The sequence below is a fragment of the Massilia sp. CMS3.1 genome (assembly GCF_051262535.1).
Lineage (GTDB): Bacteria > Pseudomonadota > Gammaproteobacteria > Burkholderiales > Burkholderiaceae_D > Telluria.
This window is the reverse complement of sequence record NZ_JBIMES010000005.1, coordinates 217,073-231,364: the sequence shown is the minus strand read 5'-3', so window position 1 is coordinate 231,364 and position 14,292 is coordinate 217,073. Positions and strand designations below refer to the sequence as shown.

Below are 14,292 nucleotides of genomic sequence, written 5' to 3'. Positions count from 1 at the left end.
TGACAGCGCTTTCGCATCCTGTTCAAAGTATGGCCGTAGGGCAATATCGGCGATAATCCCGTCCTGCATGGTGCATTGGCATGATGAACGGCGAAAAGGGAACGGGAAATGTCGGAAGACAGCGACGCGGAAAAGACAGAAGACGCATCCCCCAGAAAACTGGAAAAGGCGCGCGAAGACGGCGACGTTCCGCGCTCGCGCGAGCTCGCCACCTTTGCCGTCCTGATGACCGCCGGCGCCGGCCTCTGGATTACCGGCGGCAGCCTGGCCGGCCGCTTGTCGGCGGCGCTGGCCTCGGGTCTCACGCTGAACCGTGAACAGATCTACAACCCGACCGTCCTGTTGGAGCGCATCACCACCGACGTGGCCGGCGTGATGCTGGCCTGCCTGCCCCTCGCCCTGGCGATCATGCTCGTCGCCCTGGCTGCGCCGATGGCGATCGGCGGCTTCAATTTCAGTTCCAAGGCCTTCATGCCGAACTTCGGGAAGCTCAATCCGATCAGCGGGATCGGCAACATGTTCTCCACGAATGCACTGATCGAACTCCTGAAGGCAATCGCCAAGACGCTGCTGGTCGGCACGGTCGCGTGGATCGTCATCATGAGCCAGAAGGACGCCGTGCTGGGGCTGGCCGTCGAGCCGCTCGGCGCCGGCACCGGCCACGTGGCCGACCTGATGGCGCGCGCCTTTCTCTTCATCGTCGGTTCCCTCGGGGTCGTGGCCCTGATCGACGCTCCCTGGCAGATTTGGCATTACAACAACAAGCTGAAGATGACGCGCCAGGAAATGATCCAGGAATCGAAGGAATCGGACGGCAATCCTCAGATCAAAGGGAAGATTCGCCAGATGCAGCGGCAAATGGCGCGCAACCGCATGATGCAAAATGTTCCTACTGCTGACGTCGTGGTGACCAACCCGACCCACTATGCGGTGGCGTTGAAGTACACCGATGGGCAGGGCGGCGCGCCGCGCGTGGTCGCCAAGGGCGCCGACGAGGTCGCGGCCAAGATCCGCGAACTGGCGCGCGAGCACAAGGTGGCGCTGCTCGAAGCCCCGGCCCTGGCCCGTGCCCTTTATAAACACACGGACATCGACGACGAGATCCCGGAAAAGCTGTACTCGGCGGTGGCGGAAGTGCTGGCCTACGTCTTCCAGCTGCGCAACTACAGCAAGGTCGGCGGCCAGTATCCGGATCGCCCGACCAAACTGCCGGTGCCGCCGGAAATGGACCCGCTGAACCCTGCGTCAACAACCAAACCCGACACGAATAACGGAGCTGCGTAATGAATAGTCTGAGAATGCCAGGCTGGATGGCCGGTATCGGCGCCAAGGGCAATGCCCTGGCGGCGCCGATCCTGATCATCCTGCTGCTGGCGATGATGATCCTGCCGCTGCCGGCATTCGTTCTCGACCTGTTCTTCAGCTTTAACATCGCGCTGTCCGTCATCATTCTCCTGACCGCGCTGTACACGGTCAAGCCGCTCGACTTCATGGCCTTCCCGGCGATCCTCTTGATGTCGACCATGCTGCGCCTGGCGCTGAATGTGGCATCGACGCGCATTGTCCTGACCGAAGGCCATACCGGCGGCGCGGCGGCCGGCAAGGTCATCGAAGCCTTCGGCCACTTTCTGATCGGCGGCAACTTCACGGTCGGTATCGTCGTCTTCGTGATTCTCACGATTATCAACTTCACCGTCGTCACCAAGGGTGCGGGCCGTATCGCCGAAGTCGGTGCGCGCTTTGCGCTCGATGCGATGCCGGGCAAGCAGATGGCGATCGACGCCGACCTGAACGCCGGCATGATCACCGAGCCGGAAGCGCGCAAGCGCCGCACCGAGGTGTCGCAGGAAGCCGAATTCTACGGCGCGATGGACGGTGCTTCGAAGTACGTCAAGGGCGATGCCGTGGCCGGCATCATGGTCACGCTGATCAACGTCATCGGCGGCCTGATCGTCGGTGTGGTGCAGCACGACATGGCCATCGGCGAAGCCGCCAAGACCTACACCTTGCTCGCCATCGGTGACGGCCTGGTGGCGCAGATTCCATCGCTCATCATCTCGATCGCGGCCGGTATGGTCGTCTCGCGCGTGGCCAACGACCAGGACATCGGCGGCCAGATGATCGGCCAGTTGTTCGCCAAGCCTGAAGTGCTGTACATCACCGGCGCCATCATCGCCGGCATGGGCCTGATTCCCGGCATGCCGAACATGGTGTTCCTGCTGCTCGGCGCCGCGCTCGGCGGTGGCGGCTACCTGCTGGCCAAGCGTGCCAGGGCCGCCCCGGAGCGCGAAGCGCAAGACGCAGCCGATGAAGCGGCGTCCGGCGCCGAGCGCACGGGAGCGACCGAGAGCGAAGAAGCGACCTGGCAGGACATCATGCCGGTCGACACACTGGGCCTGGAAGTGGGCTACCGCCTGATTCCGCTGGTCGACAAGGGGCAGGGCGGCGAGCTGCTCAAGCGCATCAAGGGTATCCGCAAGAAATTCGCGCAGGAAGTCGGCTTCCTGGCCCCTCCCGTACACATCCGCGACAACCTGGAACTCAAACCATCAAGCTACCGCATCACCCTGAAAGGTGTGGAAGTGGGCACCGGCGAAGCGATCAACGGCCAGTTCCTGGCGATCAATCCGGGCATGGCGAGCGGCACGCTGCCGGGCCAGGCCACGACCGATCCGGCCTTCGGCCTGCCGGCCGTGTGGATCGAAGCGGGCATGCGCGACGAAGCGCAGAACCTGGGCTATACCGTGGTCGACGCCGGCACCGTGGTGGCGACCCACCTGAACCACCTGATCACGACGCACGCGTCGGAACTGCTGGGCCGCATGGAAGTGCAGGCGCTGCTCGATCACCTCGGCAAGGACACGCCGAAGCTGGTGGAAGACCTGGTGCCGAAGGTCGTGTCGCTGGCGACCTTGCAGAAGGTGCTGCAGAACCTGTTGATCGAAGGCGTGCACATCCGCGACATGCGCACCATCATCGAGACCCTGTCCGAGCACTCGAACGGCACCCAGGATCCGGGCGACCTGACGGCGCTGGTGCGTATTTCCCTGGGCCGGGCGATCGTGCAGCAGCTGTTCCCGGGCACCAACGAACTGAGCGTGATGACCCTGGACAACCGCCTCGAGCGCCTGCTGATGCAAGCCCTGGGCGCGGGCGGCGACGGGACCGGCATCGAGCCGGGCCTGGCCGACACCATCGCCCAGCAGGCACACAACGCCGCGCAGCAGCAGGAAGCGATGGGGCACACGCCGGTGCTCTTGGTGCCGGGCCCGCTGCGCGTGCTGCTGTCGCGGTTCCTGCGCCGCGCGCTGCCGCAGTTGAAGGTCTTGTCGCATTCGGAGATTCCGGAGACCAAGACGATCCGGGTGACCAGCCTGGTTGGAGCGGGGTAAGGTCCTGTATACTCGCGTGTCTCCTGAATGAAGCGACCATGCGACTGAGTATTACACCGACTGCCATTCCCGACGTGCTGGTACTGGTTCCCCACGCCTTCGAGGATGCGCGCGGCTCCTTTGCCGAAACCTTCAATGCGCGCGACTTCGCTGCTGCAACCGGCATTGACACGCCCTTTGTGCAAGACAACCAGAGCCTGTCGCTGCAAGGTGTGCTGCGTGGGCTGCATTACCAGGTCAAGCATCCGCAGGGCAAACTGATGCGCGTGATCGAGGGCAGCGTGTTCGATGTCGCGGTCGACCTGCGCCGGTCCTCGCCCAGCTTCGGGCGCTGGGTGGGCACTGTATTGAGTGCCGAGAACGGCCGCCAGATGTGGATACCGCCCGGTTTCGCCCACGGCTTCGTGGTCCTGGGCGCGCGCGCGCAGTGCCTCTACAAGACGACCGATTACTGGTATCCCGCCTGCGAACGGGTCCTGCGCTGGGACGATCCGGCCATCGGTATCGCGTGGCCGATTGCGTTTGCGCCGCAGTTGGCGGACAAGGATGCGCATGCCTTGCCCTTGAGCGCCGTCGAGACGTTCAGGTAGGGTGCACACCGGCCGCTTCCCCATGTCTAAATCGAATTAGACCGCTTTCCCCATCCTTTTCCCCGGATGCTTGCTCCACGGCATCGTCAATAATCTATCCCATAGACCGGCGGCATGCGTGCCGGACTCAATCGAATAGAGCAGTGCGGAGAATAAGATGAATGTGAAGAAATTTACAGCGGCAACATCCCGGGAAGCCTTGCGCAAGGTGCGCGATGCGCTCGGCCCTGATGCCGTCATCCTCTCGAACCGTCCTGTCGACGGCGTCGTCGAAATCCTGGCGCTCGACAACGACGATGTCGCTTCCCTGTCCGCACCGGCGCCGGGTTCCGAGATGTCCCAGCCGCAGCCGCGCCTGGACCTGAACGCCTTCGAGCCGGAAGTCCCCGCTTTTGTGAACCGCCGCAGCGCCGCACCCGCCGCCGCAACGCCGGAACAGATCTACGCCAGCCGCCGCCCGTCCCAGCAGGAAACCGATTTCGCCGCTGAACACAGCTACGCCAACCGCCGCGCGCCCCACGCCGAGCCGGCCTTCGACATGAATGCGATGACCTCGATGATGTCGGCCGCCATCTCTCAGGCGAAAGAGTCCGCCGCGCAGGAGATGAGCGGCATGATGAGCGAGCTGCGCGCCATGCGCGGCATGATGGAGTCGCAATTGGCCGAACTCTCCTGGGGCGGCACCCAGGCGCGCGAGCCGCAAAAGGCGGTCGTGCTGCGCGAAATGCTGGCCGCCGGTTTCTCGGCATCGCTGTCGCGCTACCTGATCGACAAGATGCCGGCAAATAAGGACGCCGCTGAAGCGATGCGCTGGATCAAGACCGTGCTGGCCCGTAACCTGACGACAATGGCCGACGAAGACACCTTGCTCGACAAGGGCGGCGTGTTTGCCCTGGTCGGCCCGACCGGTGTCGGCAAGACCACGACCACCGCCAAGCTGGCGGCGCGCTGCGTGATGCGCCACGGCCCGGAAAAGCTGGCCCTGATCACCACCGACGCCTACCGTATCGGCGGCCACGAGCAACTGCGCATCTACGGCAAGATCCTGGGTGTGATGGTGCACTCGGTGAAAGACGAAGCCGACCTGCGCATCGCACTGAAAGAGCTGCGCAACAAGCACACCGTGCTGATCGACACCATCGGCATGTCGCAGCGCGACCAGATGGTGGGCGAACAGGTCGCCATGCTGCAGGGTTCGGGCGTCGACGTGAAGCGCCTGCTGTGCCTGAACGCGACGTCCACCAACGAGACGCTGGCCGAAGTCGTGCGCGCCTACCAGGGCAGCGGCCTGCACGGCTGCATCATGACCAAGATGGACGAAGCCGCGTCGATCGGCAACGTGCTCGATGTGGTGATCCGCCAAAAACTGAATTTGCACTACATCTCGAACGGCCAGCGCGTGCCGGAAGACCTGCACCTGGCCGACCGCGCGATGCTGGTCGACCGCGCTTTCCGCAGCCGCCGCGACGCCGCCAATCAGTTGGATGATGCCGACCTGCCGCTGATGATGGCAGGAACAAGCCATGTGAACCGCGACGAAAGCCTGCGCGAGGTGCGCTTTGGCTAGTTTTGATTTCGACCAGGCCGAAGGCCTGCGCCGGATGCTGGCCGGCCCCCAGCCACGCATCGTCACCTTTCTCTCGGCCACCCCGAGCGACGACAAGGGCGCGATGCTGGTCAACCTGGGCGCCTCGCTGGCACAAGCCGGCAACGAAGTGATGATCGTCGACGCCTGCCAGCGCGATTACGGTGTCGCACGCCGCCTCGAGATGGAGCGCCATGTCAGCCTGCTGCAGGTGGCACGCCAGGAGTGCGCGCTGAACCAGGTGGTGCAGAGCGCGCCGCAAGGTTTCAATGTGGCGCTGCTGGCGCGCGATGGCCAGGCCCTGACCCCCGGCAGCGATGAAGCGCGGCGTCTGGCGAAAGCCTTCGATGTGCTCGTGAAAAAGCAGGGCGGCATCGTCATCGTCGATGGCGAACTGAACCGCGAAGGCGGCTTTGCCGTGCCGCTGCTGGCCGATTCCGAAATCGTCATCCAGGTCTCCACCAGCGCCACCTCGATCACGAACGCGTATGGCCTGATCAAGCGTTTGGCGCAGGAATTCGGGCGCCGTCCGTTCGGCATCCTGGTCACGGGCGCCTCCGAGGCAGAGGCGCAAGTGGTTTACGATAATATGGCGGCAGCAGCAAGTCGTTACCTTGCAGTAACGTTGAGTTCGATGGGCTCGGTGCCGGCCGATGAGCACCTGCACCGCGCCGCGCGTCTCGGACGCTCGGTGGTCGATGCCTTCCCGCTGGCCGGGGCCTCGGTGGCCTTCCGCGCGCTGGCGGGGCGCTTCGCCCTGCCGCGCATGGCGCGCCAGAGTGGCGCCCATTTTGGTTCCTGAGAAAAAAAGCACAAGCATGTATACGGTCAAAGGGAAAGCGGACAAGAACCACCTGCTCACTGAGCACGCGCCGCTCGTGAAGCGCCTCGCGCACCAGATGAAGGCGAAGTTGCCGCCATCGGTCGAGGTGGACGACCTGATCCAGGCCGGAATGATGGGCCTGCTTGATGCCATCAACCGCTACGAAGACAACCACGGCGCCCAGTTCGAGACCTATGCCGTGCTGCGTATCCGCGGCGCCATGGTCGACGAGCTGCGCAGCAACGACTGGATGCCGCGCAGCACACGCTCGACCATGAAGAAGGTCGAGACCGCGATGACGAAGCTGCAGCAGCAACTGGGGCGTCCGCCGACCGAACTCGAGGTGGCCAAGTCGCTCGACGTGTCGCTCCCGGACTACCAGGAAATGCTGTTCGAAGGCGGCGGCCACCAGCTGGTCTATTACGAAGATTTCCACGATGAAGACGGCAACGACAGTTTTCTGGACCGCTATGCGGTGGACGACGACGATCCGCTGCGCGCGCTGCTCGACACCGACTTCCGTTCGGCCGTGATCGCCGCGATCGACGGCTTGCCGCCGCGCGAGAAGATCCTGATGGGCCTGTACTACGAAGAAGAACTGAACCTGAAGGAAATCGGTGCGGTGCTCGGCGTGTCCGAGTCGCGCGTCTCGCAACTGCACACGCAAGCAGTCGCCCGCCTGCGCGCTTCGCTCAAGGAAAAGCTGTGGACTTCGCCAGCCTGATCGGGTTGGGCCTCGCCCTGGCCGGTCTGTTCGTGGGGCATACGCTCGACGGCGGACGTTTTGCATCCTTGATCCAGCCGGCCGCGTTTGCGATCGTCGTGGTCGGCACCTTTGGCGCCGTGCTGCTGCAATCGGATGCGCGCACCTTCAGTCGCGGCATGCGCATGCTGCGCTGGGTCTTTTTCCCTCCAAAAAGCCGACGCCAGCCGCTCTCGCGCGAGATCGCGCTGTGGAGCCATACGGCGCGACGCGACGGCCTGCTCTCGCTCGAACAGTACATGGAAACGAAGGACCTGTTCATCCGGAAGGGCCTGCGCATGGTGGTCGACGGCATCACGCCGGATAAAATCCGCAACCTGCTGGAAACGGAAGTGAGCGCCATCGAATTCGCCGAGCGCCAGGCGGCGCGCGTGTGGGAAGCCGCTGCCGGCTACTCGCCGACGATCGGCATCGTGGGCGCGGTACTGGGCCTGATCCACGTGATGGAAAACCTGTCGGATCCGTCGCGCCTGGGTTCCGGCATTGCGGTGGCGTTTGTCTCGACGGTGTACGGCGTCGGGCTGGCAAACCTGTTCTTCCTGCCGTTCGGGAACAAGCTCAAGGCGATCGTGTCGGACCAGATCGCGCAGTACGAGCTTCTGATCGAAGTGTTCCACGACATCGCCAGCGGCAACCACACGCGCGTGGTCGAGGAGCGCGTGGCCAGCCTGCTGGCGAAGCGCTGACATGGCTCGCCGGCGCTACGATGACCAGGATGATCGTGAAAGCCACGACCGTTGGCTGATTTCCTATGCCGACTTCATCACGCTGCTGTTCGCCTTCTTTGTCGTCATGTACGCCATTTCGGTGGTCAATGTCGGCAAGTACAGGGTACTGTCCGATGCACTCGGCGACGCCTTCGGCGGCCGGCCCGACGTGCCGCAGGCCAGCTCCACGATCGAACAACTCCCCCTGGCGAACCTGATCGCGCGCAAGCGGGCGGACGCCGCGCGGCGTGAACGCGAACGCCTCAATACCCTGGCGCGCGAACTGAATGCGTCGCTGGCGCCCCTCGTGAAAAACGGGCAGGTGCGCGTGACCCAGACCGGGCGCGGCGTGACGGTCGAAATCAATGCGAAAGCGCTGTTCGAGGAAGGGCGCGCGGCCCTTGGCGGCGAGGCACGCGCGACGCTGGGAACGGTGGCCTCGCTCTTGAGAAACGATCCGCATGCGATCCAGGTGGAAGGGCACACCGACAACCTGGCGATTGCAAACCCGGCATTTCCTTCAAACTGGGAATTGTCGAGCGCGCGCGCGAGCAGCGTGGTGCGCTTGTTCATCGATAGCGGGGTCGCGGCGGGGCGTTTGACCGCGGTGGGGCATGCGGCGAATGTGCCGGTGGCGCCGAACACGGATGAGGCGGGCAGGGTGCGTAATCGGCGGGTGGCGGTGACGATCCTGGCTGCGATGTGAAATAAAATTTCATTTTCTCAGCGTAGATGAAATAAAATTTCATCCTTGGCTTTTCACTCCTGCGCCCGCACAATGGGCGACCCAACCATATGGAGCTGACAATGCAGCGCAGACCTTTCCTGCTGGCCGCCCTGAGCGCGTTCAGCCTCCTGCCCCTGTTTGCGGGCGCTGCCGGAGAACCCACCGTGGATGTCAAGCAACGCATCGAGATCGAAACGCCGCCCGGCAAGGTGCTGGTGAGAGTGACTTTCACGAACCAGGGCACGACCACCGTCTGGATTCCGCGCGAACTGGCGGTGGAAAAAGAATTGACCGGACGTCGTTTCGACGTCCGCGACTTCGGCAACAGGCCGCTCGATTACACGGGGAAGATGGTCAAACGTGGGCCGCTGACCGCCGCCGACTACCAGGCGATCGAGCCCGGGAAAATGCTGACGAACGTGATCGACATCACCAACGCCTACGCATTCAAGAAGGGCCGGCACAGCTACAACATTGGCTATACCGGCCCCGTGTTGCCCGATGTAAAGCGGCTCGACGCCCCGGCGGAAAGTCCCGCCCGGCCCGTTGCCTTCATCTACACCGGGCGCTAGCGTTTAGTTCAGTGCCGGCGTGTTCTCGGCAAAGTACTCGTGGTTGTCGGCGTTCTTCACGGCTGCGGCCGGATTGCTGATCGCCAGGCTGGCGGCGCCGCTCTGGCCATAGACGTTGTCGTCGGTATTGGCGACGATGTCGAAGTGGCTCATCTCATGCACCAGGGTGCCGCCCTTCGAGTCGGTTCCGCTCATCGGTGCCGACCAGAACGCATTACAGACATAGATACGGTAAGGCTGGGTCGGGTACACATAGGCGTAGTAGCTTTCCTTGCAGCTGCAGTCGACCACGACGTTCTGGGTGTCGAAAGCGTTCTTGATCTTCGTGAAGTTCGACTTGACCGTCGACTGGCGCGAGGCGTTGGTGGCGCCGAACCACTTCGTGTAACGCGGGCCCATGGTGGTGTTCGCCATATAGGTGACCGAGCTGTTCGACATCGTCTTGGCGGCCGCGATCGCCGAGGCGACCGTGCTCTGCTGCGAGGCGGTGCATGACGCGTAGCTCAGGCCCATCGGTGATACCGTGCCGCCGCCGGGACGCTTGAGCGCTTCCATGATCGGCGACTCGGTGCCGCGCGCCAGGCGGCCTTCGATATACAGCTGCGCCGTTTCCGACTGCAGTTCGCCGATGTCGTTGGCGGCGCCGGCTGCCATCGCCGAGGCGCGGCCATTGTTCGTTGCCAGGAACAGGTCTGGCGAGGCGGTGCGGTATTTGATCGCATAGTCGCCGCTGACGCTCATGTCGTAGAGCGACGACAGCTCGACTTTGACCGTATGCGAGGCGCCCGGTTTGAGCAGGTAGTAATCAGCCTGGGTCGGTTTGCCGCGCTTGATCAGGGCGCCCGTATAAGCCACCTTGGCGCCGTCGCGCGTGATGTCGAACAGCGGGGCGGACAGGCCCTCGAACGGGGTGCGCGCCTTGAGTACGTATTGCGGGGTGGACGAGGTGTTGGTGATGGTGACCTTGACCAGCACGTCATCGCTCGGGCCGAGCGCGGCCTTATCCAGGGCCACGTCCACCTTCACGCCGTTCGAGCCTGCCTGCGCGCCGACGGCGAGGCTCAATGCTGCGATACCAAATGCCGACTTCCAGATGCTGTTCTTCATGCGTGTTCTCCGTATGATGTGTGTGGCCGTATCGGCCATTCTTTTGACGAGTTTCCCCATAAAACCTGATTTCGATCTAAGGGAAAACGCATCCCCATACTGGCGAACTCATGAGCTGAGAGCAATGCAAATCGGATATGTGTGGCTTCGATTTGCGAAAATATTACAATCGTGCATTTTCTTCAAGTCGTGCTGGATTTCTTTTCCCCCGCGTGATAGCGCGACTCGACGCGCCCGTTTAATTGAGCGGCGGCGAATTCTCTCCAAAATATTCGTGCGAATCGGCGTTGTTGATGGCGCGCTGCGGCGCCGTGCGCGCCATGTCGGCCGCACCCTGCTGGCCGTAGACGTGATCGTCCGTGCCGGCGACGATGTCGAAGTGGCTCATCTCGTGCAGCATGGTGCCGCCTTTCGAGTCGGTCCCGGTCATCGGCGCCGTCCAGAACGCATTGCAGACATAGATCGTGTACGGCTGCATCGGATAGACGTAGGCAAAATAATCCTCGTCGCAGCCGCAGTCGACCTTGACGGGCTTGGTCTCGAAGGCATCCTTGATGGCCGTGAAGTTCTTGTTCACCGTCGCCTGGCGCGTGGCGTCAAGCGCGCCGAACCAGTTGGTGTAGCGCTGGCCCTGTTCTTTGCCGCTGGAGAGGTAGGCCAGGCCCTGGGCGGCCATCGCGCTGCCGGCCGCGACTGCTTCGGCGATCGTGTCCTGCTGGGCGTTCGAGCACTGCGCGTAGGAGAGGCCCGGCCCGGCCGGATTGGTCAGCATCGGCATGGCCGTGCCGCGCGGCAGGCGCCCCTCGATAAAGATCGCCGCGGTGTTCGACACGATGCCGCCTGTCTTGAGAGTAGGTGCGGCTTGCGTGCCGCGGTAGCGCACGGCATAGGCGCCGGTGGCGGCCATGTCGTAGGAGATCGACAGTTCGACCTGCGCGCTGCGGCTTTCGCCGGGAGCGAGCACCAGGAAATCGGCGTCGCGCGGTACCGGGCGTTTCACTTCGCGCCCGAGGTAGCGCACCGGCTGGCCGTCGCGCGTGATGTCGAACAGGGCGAATTCGGCGGGACCGAAGGGCGTGCGGGCTTTCAGGATGCGTTCCGGGGCGGTGCCGGTGTTGGTGAGAGTGACAGTCACCATGACGTCATCGCGCTTGCCGAGCGCCGCACGCTCGGGCGTGATGGTGACGGCGATGTCGGCCTGGGCGGGCAGGGCGATGGCCAGCAGGGTAGTAGCGATCAGGGTGTGCGTGCGGTGCATGGATTCCTCCGTCAGGGTTTGACAATCAGGAATACTTTCCGCTTGTTACGCAAATTGAGTTTGTGTTGCAGCAAGGTTTGCTAAAAACAACAACGGCCGCATGGGCGGCCGTCATCGGGAGAAGCAAACGCCAACTCACCCAACCACGAAGCGCCTCGACGGTGCACTGCCAAAGGTCTGCCCTTTTGCGCCATACAGCGTCGATTCGGGTGCCGCGGTCGGCGTGCGCAGCGCGTTGAGCACCGTCTGGTTATGCGCCATCTGGCGGTTGATCAGCATGCCGTTGACGCGGTTCAATTCCTTGGCCTCGGCGGTGAGCGCCAGCAGCTGGGCCCACGCGCTCCGTCCCGCTTCGTCGCCATGCGTCACCAGCCAGGGTTCCATGCCGGCTTCCGATGCGGCAAAGCCGGCACCGGCGAGTGCCGCGTGGCGTTCGCGCGACAGTTGCGCCAGCTCCTGTACCAGCGCCACCTTGCGCGGGGTGATTTCTTCCAGACGAATCGCATCCGCCGCCACGAGCAATTGCTGTTCCTGCTTCATCAATGCGACCAGCGCGTCGATGCGCTCGTGCTCAAGGGGAAGGGTGGCGTGCGGAAGGGTCATCGGTCGTTATCGGTTGCGTGAGTGGAGCAGGTCGCGCACGGTATCGAGCAAGCCGTCCGCGATCCTTTCGGAATTGACCTGGAATTGCCCATCGGCGATTGCCAGTTTAATACGTTCGACTTTTTTGGCATCGAACACCTGGGCGCTGCCAGTGGTGCCGGTCGCAGCCTGCGCCTGCGACGACAGGCGTACGCTGTCGGTCTGCGCGGGCGTGGCCGTTGCCGCGGCCTTTTCGGCCTGCCTGGCGTTCGCTGCCGTGGTATTCGGTTGCTGGAGACCTTGCGGGCCTTTGAGGGTATCGTTAATTTTCACAGCATCATCCTTCTCTGTTCGGAGCAGGAACTCCGGGATCTGCAGTGTGTAACGGCTGTTCGCCCACAAACTTTAGCGCAGAACCCAAACAAAGAAGCTTTTTCAAAAATACAAGCCCGGCAGGGCATCCGCCTGCCAAACGCTTCCTACAATGCCACTTCGACAATGCCGCCATGGCGCGCGGTGCCGCTGATGATCGCTCCGCGCGGCGTGCGCACCTGCACCACCTGGCCTTCGCCGGCATTCCCGATCGCCTTGCCTTCGCCCGAGACCGAGAAATTCTCACCGCGCGACACGATCCGCACCGCCTGGTTTTGCTGCACCACCGGCTTGCTCTTCAATGCGTCGAGGCGCAGCGGCGCGCCGGCCGGCAGCGAGACCGTCGGCGTGCGGCCGATTGCCTGCGCCATGTCGGTGATGATCCCGTTCGGCATGGCCGCGATATCGCCCTGCAAGGTGGCCAGCTGGCTGGCGTCGATCGCCTGGCCCTGGGCCAGCGGTACGGCAGCAGTCACGTAATCGGCCACCACGCTCACCTGCGCCTGCAGGAACATCGTCCACACGGGCGCCGTGCAGCGCACCCCGACCGTGGTCTTGCCCCAGGGCCGGGCGCCCGGTTGCTGGAAGGCTTCCGGCGCCGGGCAGGCGGCCAGGGACACGCGCGGGTCGACCGCGCCGACTTTAATCGTTACCTTGCCCGGCAAGCCGGCGCTTTGCGACTGCAAATAGCCCTCGGCGAGCGTGCGCAGCGCGGCGCCATCCTGGCGTTTTGCCGGGGACGACTGGGCCAGGGCCAGGGGCGCCGCGAGTAACAGGACCGACAACAGCTTGACATTCTTGAACATGGCGAACAGGCCCTTTCGTGATGAATGTCATCTTAGGCCCGTTGATGCCGTAGTGAAACTTTGAATAGCCGGGTGTTGGGGGTCCTGATCCTTCGATGGACTAGTGTTGCTCAAACGTATGATTCACGCTGTTCCAACAAGAAATCTCCCCGGAGGCGGCATGATCGGCAAACTCGACAACTACTTACGCTTCAACGAATCCGCGCTCTCCCTGCGAGCCCAGCGCCAGGAACTGATTGCGTCCAACATCGCCAACGCCGACACGCCGAACTTCAAGGCGCGCGACATCGACTTCGCCAGCGCCATGCAAGGCGCCCTGGCCAAAGCCAGCCCCGGCGCGGCAGCCAATCCGCTGGCGGCTACCAACAAGGGTCATGTCCAGCCCGGCGCCGCTGGCCATGCACTGCCCGACGGCACCCCGGTGCTGTACCGCGGCGTGGTGCAGGGCGCGGTCGACGGCAACACGGTCGACATGGATGTCGAGCGCAACCACTTCGCCGACAACGCGCTGCGCTACGAAGCCGGCATCACGATGATCAACCACCAGATCCGCGGCCTGATGGCGGCGATCCAGAACGGCCAATAATCATGTCGCTATTTAATATCTTTAACGTCTCCGGCTCGGCCATGAGCGCCCAGGCCCAGCGCCTGAACACCGTCGCCAGCAACCTCGCCAACGTCGACAGCGCGACGTCTTCCACCGGCGAAGCCTACCGCGCCAAGCAGGTCGTCTTCGAAGCCGTGCCGATGGCGACCGGCGGCACCGGCGTCAAGGTCAAGGAAGTCGTCGACGATCCATCGCCGATGAAGCAGGTTTATGACCCGAAGCACCCGATGGCCGACGACAAGGGTTACGTGTCGATGCCGAACGTGAACCCGGTGGACGAGATGGTGAACATGCTGTCGGCCTCGCGTTCCTACCAGAACAACGTCGAAACGATGAACGCGGCCAAGAGCATGCTGCTGAAAACTTTGACCCTGGGTCAATAACGTACTGAATAACTGAGC

At 63.4% G+C, this 14,292-nt stretch carries 16 protein-coding genes; 11 read left to right on the top strand and 5 right to left on the bottom strand.

Going from position 1 to position 14,292, the window contains the following annotated elements; translation table 11 throughout:
- The first annotated feature begins 108 nt into the window (after nucleotides 1-108).
- The 9 genes from flhB (at nucleotide 109) to ACHAC9_RS10555 (ending at nucleotide 9,159) form a co-directional block, all read left to right on the top strand.
- Complete coding sequence (flhB, locus tag ACHAC9_RS10595) at nucleotides 109-1,284, top strand: flagellar biosynthesis protein FlhB (protein WP_435759883.1); 1,176 nt, start codon at nucleotides 109-111, stop codon at nucleotides 1,282-1,284.
- A complete protein-coding gene (flhA, locus tag ACHAC9_RS10590) occupies nucleotides 1,284-3,392 on the top strand; it encodes a flagellar biosynthesis protein FlhA (protein ID WP_435759881.1) in 2,109 nt (702 codons plus the stop codon). The genes flhB and flhA overlap by 1 nt, the downstream gene beginning before the upstream one ends.
- A gap of 38 nt (nucleotides 3,393-3,430) precedes the next feature.
- Nucleotides 3,431-3,982, top strand: a complete 552-nt coding sequence (gene rfbC, locus ACHAC9_RS10585) for a dTDP-4-dehydrorhamnose 3,5-epimerase (RefSeq protein ID WP_435759879.1) — start codon at nucleotides 3,431-3,433, stop codon at nucleotides 3,980-3,982.
- Between the two features lie 157 nt (nucleotides 3,983-4,139).
- Nucleotides 4,140-5,549 (top strand): flagellar biosynthesis protein FlhF, encoded by a 1,410-nt coding sequence (gene flhF / locus ACHAC9_RS10580; RefSeq protein WP_435759877.1) that lies wholly within the window; start codon nucleotides 4,140-4,142, stop codon nucleotides 5,547-5,549.
- Nucleotides 5,542-6,369: a MinD/ParA family ATP-binding protein gene (locus ACHAC9_RS10575; protein WP_435759875.1), complete on the top strand. Its 828-nt coding sequence runs from the start codon at nucleotides 5,542-5,544 to the stop codon at nucleotides 6,367-6,369. Before flhF ends, ACHAC9_RS10575 begins: the two co-directional genes overlap by 8 nt.
- Before the next feature lie 16 nt (nucleotides 6,370-6,385).
- Nucleotides 6,386-7,114: an RNA polymerase sigma factor FliA gene (locus tag ACHAC9_RS10570; protein WP_435759873.1), complete on the top strand. Its 729-nt coding sequence runs from the start codon at nucleotides 6,386-6,388 to the stop codon at nucleotides 7,112-7,114.
- A complete protein-coding gene (locus ACHAC9_RS10565; RefSeq protein WP_435759871.1) occupies nucleotides 7,096-7,839 on the top strand; it encodes a flagellar motor protein in 744 nt (247 codons plus the stop codon). Before ACHAC9_RS10570 ends, ACHAC9_RS10565 begins: the two co-directional genes overlap by 19 nt.
- A gap of 1 nt (nucleotide 7,840) precedes the next feature.
- On the top strand, nucleotides 7,841-8,566 hold the full coding sequence (motD, locus tag ACHAC9_RS10560; protein WP_435759869.1) for a flagellar motor protein MotD: 726 nt from the start codon (nucleotides 7,841-7,843) through the stop codon (nucleotides 8,564-8,566).
- Between the two features lie 101 nt (nucleotides 8,567-8,667).
- Nucleotides 8,668-9,159: a hypothetical protein gene (locus ACHAC9_RS10555; RefSeq protein ID WP_435759867.1), complete on the top strand. Its 492-nt coding sequence runs from the start codon at nucleotides 8,668-8,670 to the stop codon at nucleotides 9,157-9,159.
- Nucleotides 9,160-9,162: 3 nt separating this feature from the next.
- On the opposite strand, the gene ACHAC9_RS10550 is transcribed toward ACHAC9_RS10555, so the two are convergent.
- The 5 genes from ACHAC9_RS10550 to flgA all read right to left on the bottom strand — a co-directional run bounded on the left by ACHAC9_RS10550 (nucleotide 9,163) and on the right by flgA (nucleotide 13,284).
- A complete protein-coding gene (locus ACHAC9_RS10550; protein WP_435759865.1) occupies nucleotides 9,163-10,266 on the bottom strand; it encodes a M35 family metallo-endopeptidase in 1,104 nt (367 codons plus the stop codon).
- A 238-nt stretch (nucleotides 10,267-10,504) separates the two neighbouring features.
- The gene (locus tag ACHAC9_RS10545; RefSeq protein ID WP_435759863.1) at nucleotides 10,505-11,524 is read right to left on the bottom strand and encodes a M35 family metallo-endopeptidase; all 1,020 of its coding nucleotides are present in this window, start codon (nucleotides 11,522-11,524) and stop codon (nucleotides 10,505-10,507) included.
- Between the two features lie 135 nt (nucleotides 11,525-11,659).
- Nucleotides 11,660-12,127: a flagella synthesis protein FlgN gene (locus ACHAC9_RS10540; RefSeq protein WP_435759861.1), complete on the bottom strand. Its 468-nt coding sequence runs from the start codon at nucleotides 12,125-12,127 to the stop codon at nucleotides 11,660-11,662.
- A 6-nt stretch (nucleotides 12,128-12,133) separates the two neighbouring features.
- On the bottom strand, nucleotides 12,134-12,439 hold the full coding sequence (gene flgM, locus ACHAC9_RS10535) for a flagellar biosynthesis anti-sigma factor FlgM (protein ID WP_435759859.1): 306 nt from the start codon (nucleotides 12,437-12,439) through the stop codon (nucleotides 12,134-12,136).
- A 146-nt stretch (nucleotides 12,440-12,585) separates the two neighbouring features.
- Nucleotides 12,586-13,284: a flagellar basal body P-ring formation chaperone FlgA gene (gene flgA / locus ACHAC9_RS10530; protein WP_435759857.1), complete on the bottom strand. Its 699-nt coding sequence runs from the start codon at nucleotides 13,282-13,284 to the stop codon at nucleotides 12,586-12,588.
- 160 nt (nucleotides 13,285-13,444) lie between these two features.
- Here flgA and flgB point away from each other — a divergent pair, with 160 nt between their 5' ends.
- Both flgB and flgC read left to right on the top strand, forming a co-directional pair.
- Nucleotides 13,445-13,870 carry a flagellar basal body rod protein FlgB gene (gene flgB / locus ACHAC9_RS10525; protein ID WP_435759855.1) on the top strand — a complete coding sequence of 142 codons (426 nt, stop codon included), beginning with the start codon at nucleotides 13,445-13,447 and terminating at the stop codon, nucleotides 13,868-13,870.
- 2 nt (nucleotides 13,871-13,872) lie between these two features.
- Nucleotides 13,873-14,274 (top strand): flagellar basal body rod protein FlgC, encoded by a 402-nt coding sequence (flgC, locus tag ACHAC9_RS10520; protein WP_435759853.1) that lies wholly within the window; start codon nucleotides 13,873-13,875, stop codon nucleotides 14,272-14,274.
- The last annotated feature ends 18 nt before the right edge of the window (nucleotides 14,275-14,292 follow it).

Excerpts from the sequence above, each read along its gene's own strand:
- flhB (WP_435759883.1), top strand. The coding sequence starts at position 109 with ATGTCGGAAGACAGCGACGCGGAAAAGACAGAAGACGCATCCCCCAGA.
- flhA (WP_435759881.1), top strand. The coding sequence starts at position 1,284 with ATGAATAGTCTGAGAATGCCAGGCTGGATGGCCGGTATCGGCGCCAAG.
- rfbC (WP_435759879.1), top strand. The coding sequence starts at position 3,431 with ATGCGACTGAGTATTACACCGACTGCCATTCCCGACGTGCTGGTACTG.
- flhF (WP_435759877.1), top strand. The coding sequence starts at position 4,140 with ATGAATGTGAAGAAATTTACAGCGGCAACATCCCGGGAAGCCTTGCGC.
- ACHAC9_RS10570 (WP_435759873.1), top strand. The coding sequence starts at position 6,386 with ATGTATACGGTCAAAGGGAAAGCGGACAAGAACCACCTGCTCACTGAG.
- motD (WP_435759869.1), top strand. The coding sequence starts at position 7,841 with ATGGCTCGCCGGCGCTACGATGACCAGGATGATCGTGAAAGCCACGAC.
- ACHAC9_RS10555 (WP_435759867.1), top strand. The coding sequence starts at position 8,668 with ATGCAGCGCAGACCTTTCCTGCTGGCCGCCCTGAGCGCGTTCAGCCTC.
- ACHAC9_RS10550 (WP_435759865.1), bottom strand. The coding sequence starts at position 10,266 with ATGAAGAACAGCATCTGGAAGTCGGCATTTGGTATCGCAGCATTGAGC.
- ACHAC9_RS10545 (WP_435759863.1), bottom strand. The coding sequence starts at position 11,524 with ATGCACCGCACGCACACCCTGATCGCTACTACCCTGCTGGCCATCGCC.
- ACHAC9_RS10540 (WP_435759861.1), bottom strand. The coding sequence starts at position 12,127 with ATGACCCTTCCGCACGCCACCCTTCCCCTTGAGCACGAGCGCATCGAC.
- flgA (WP_435759857.1), bottom strand. The coding sequence starts at position 13,284 with ATGTTCAAGAATGTCAAGCTGTTGTCGGTCCTGTTACTCGCGGCGCCC.
- flgB (WP_435759855.1), top strand. The coding sequence starts at position 13,445 with ATGATCGGCAAACTCGACAACTACTTACGCTTCAACGAATCCGCGCTC.
- flgC (WP_435759853.1), top strand. The coding sequence starts at position 13,873 with ATGTCGCTATTTAATATCTTTAACGTCTCCGGCTCGGCCATGAGCGCC.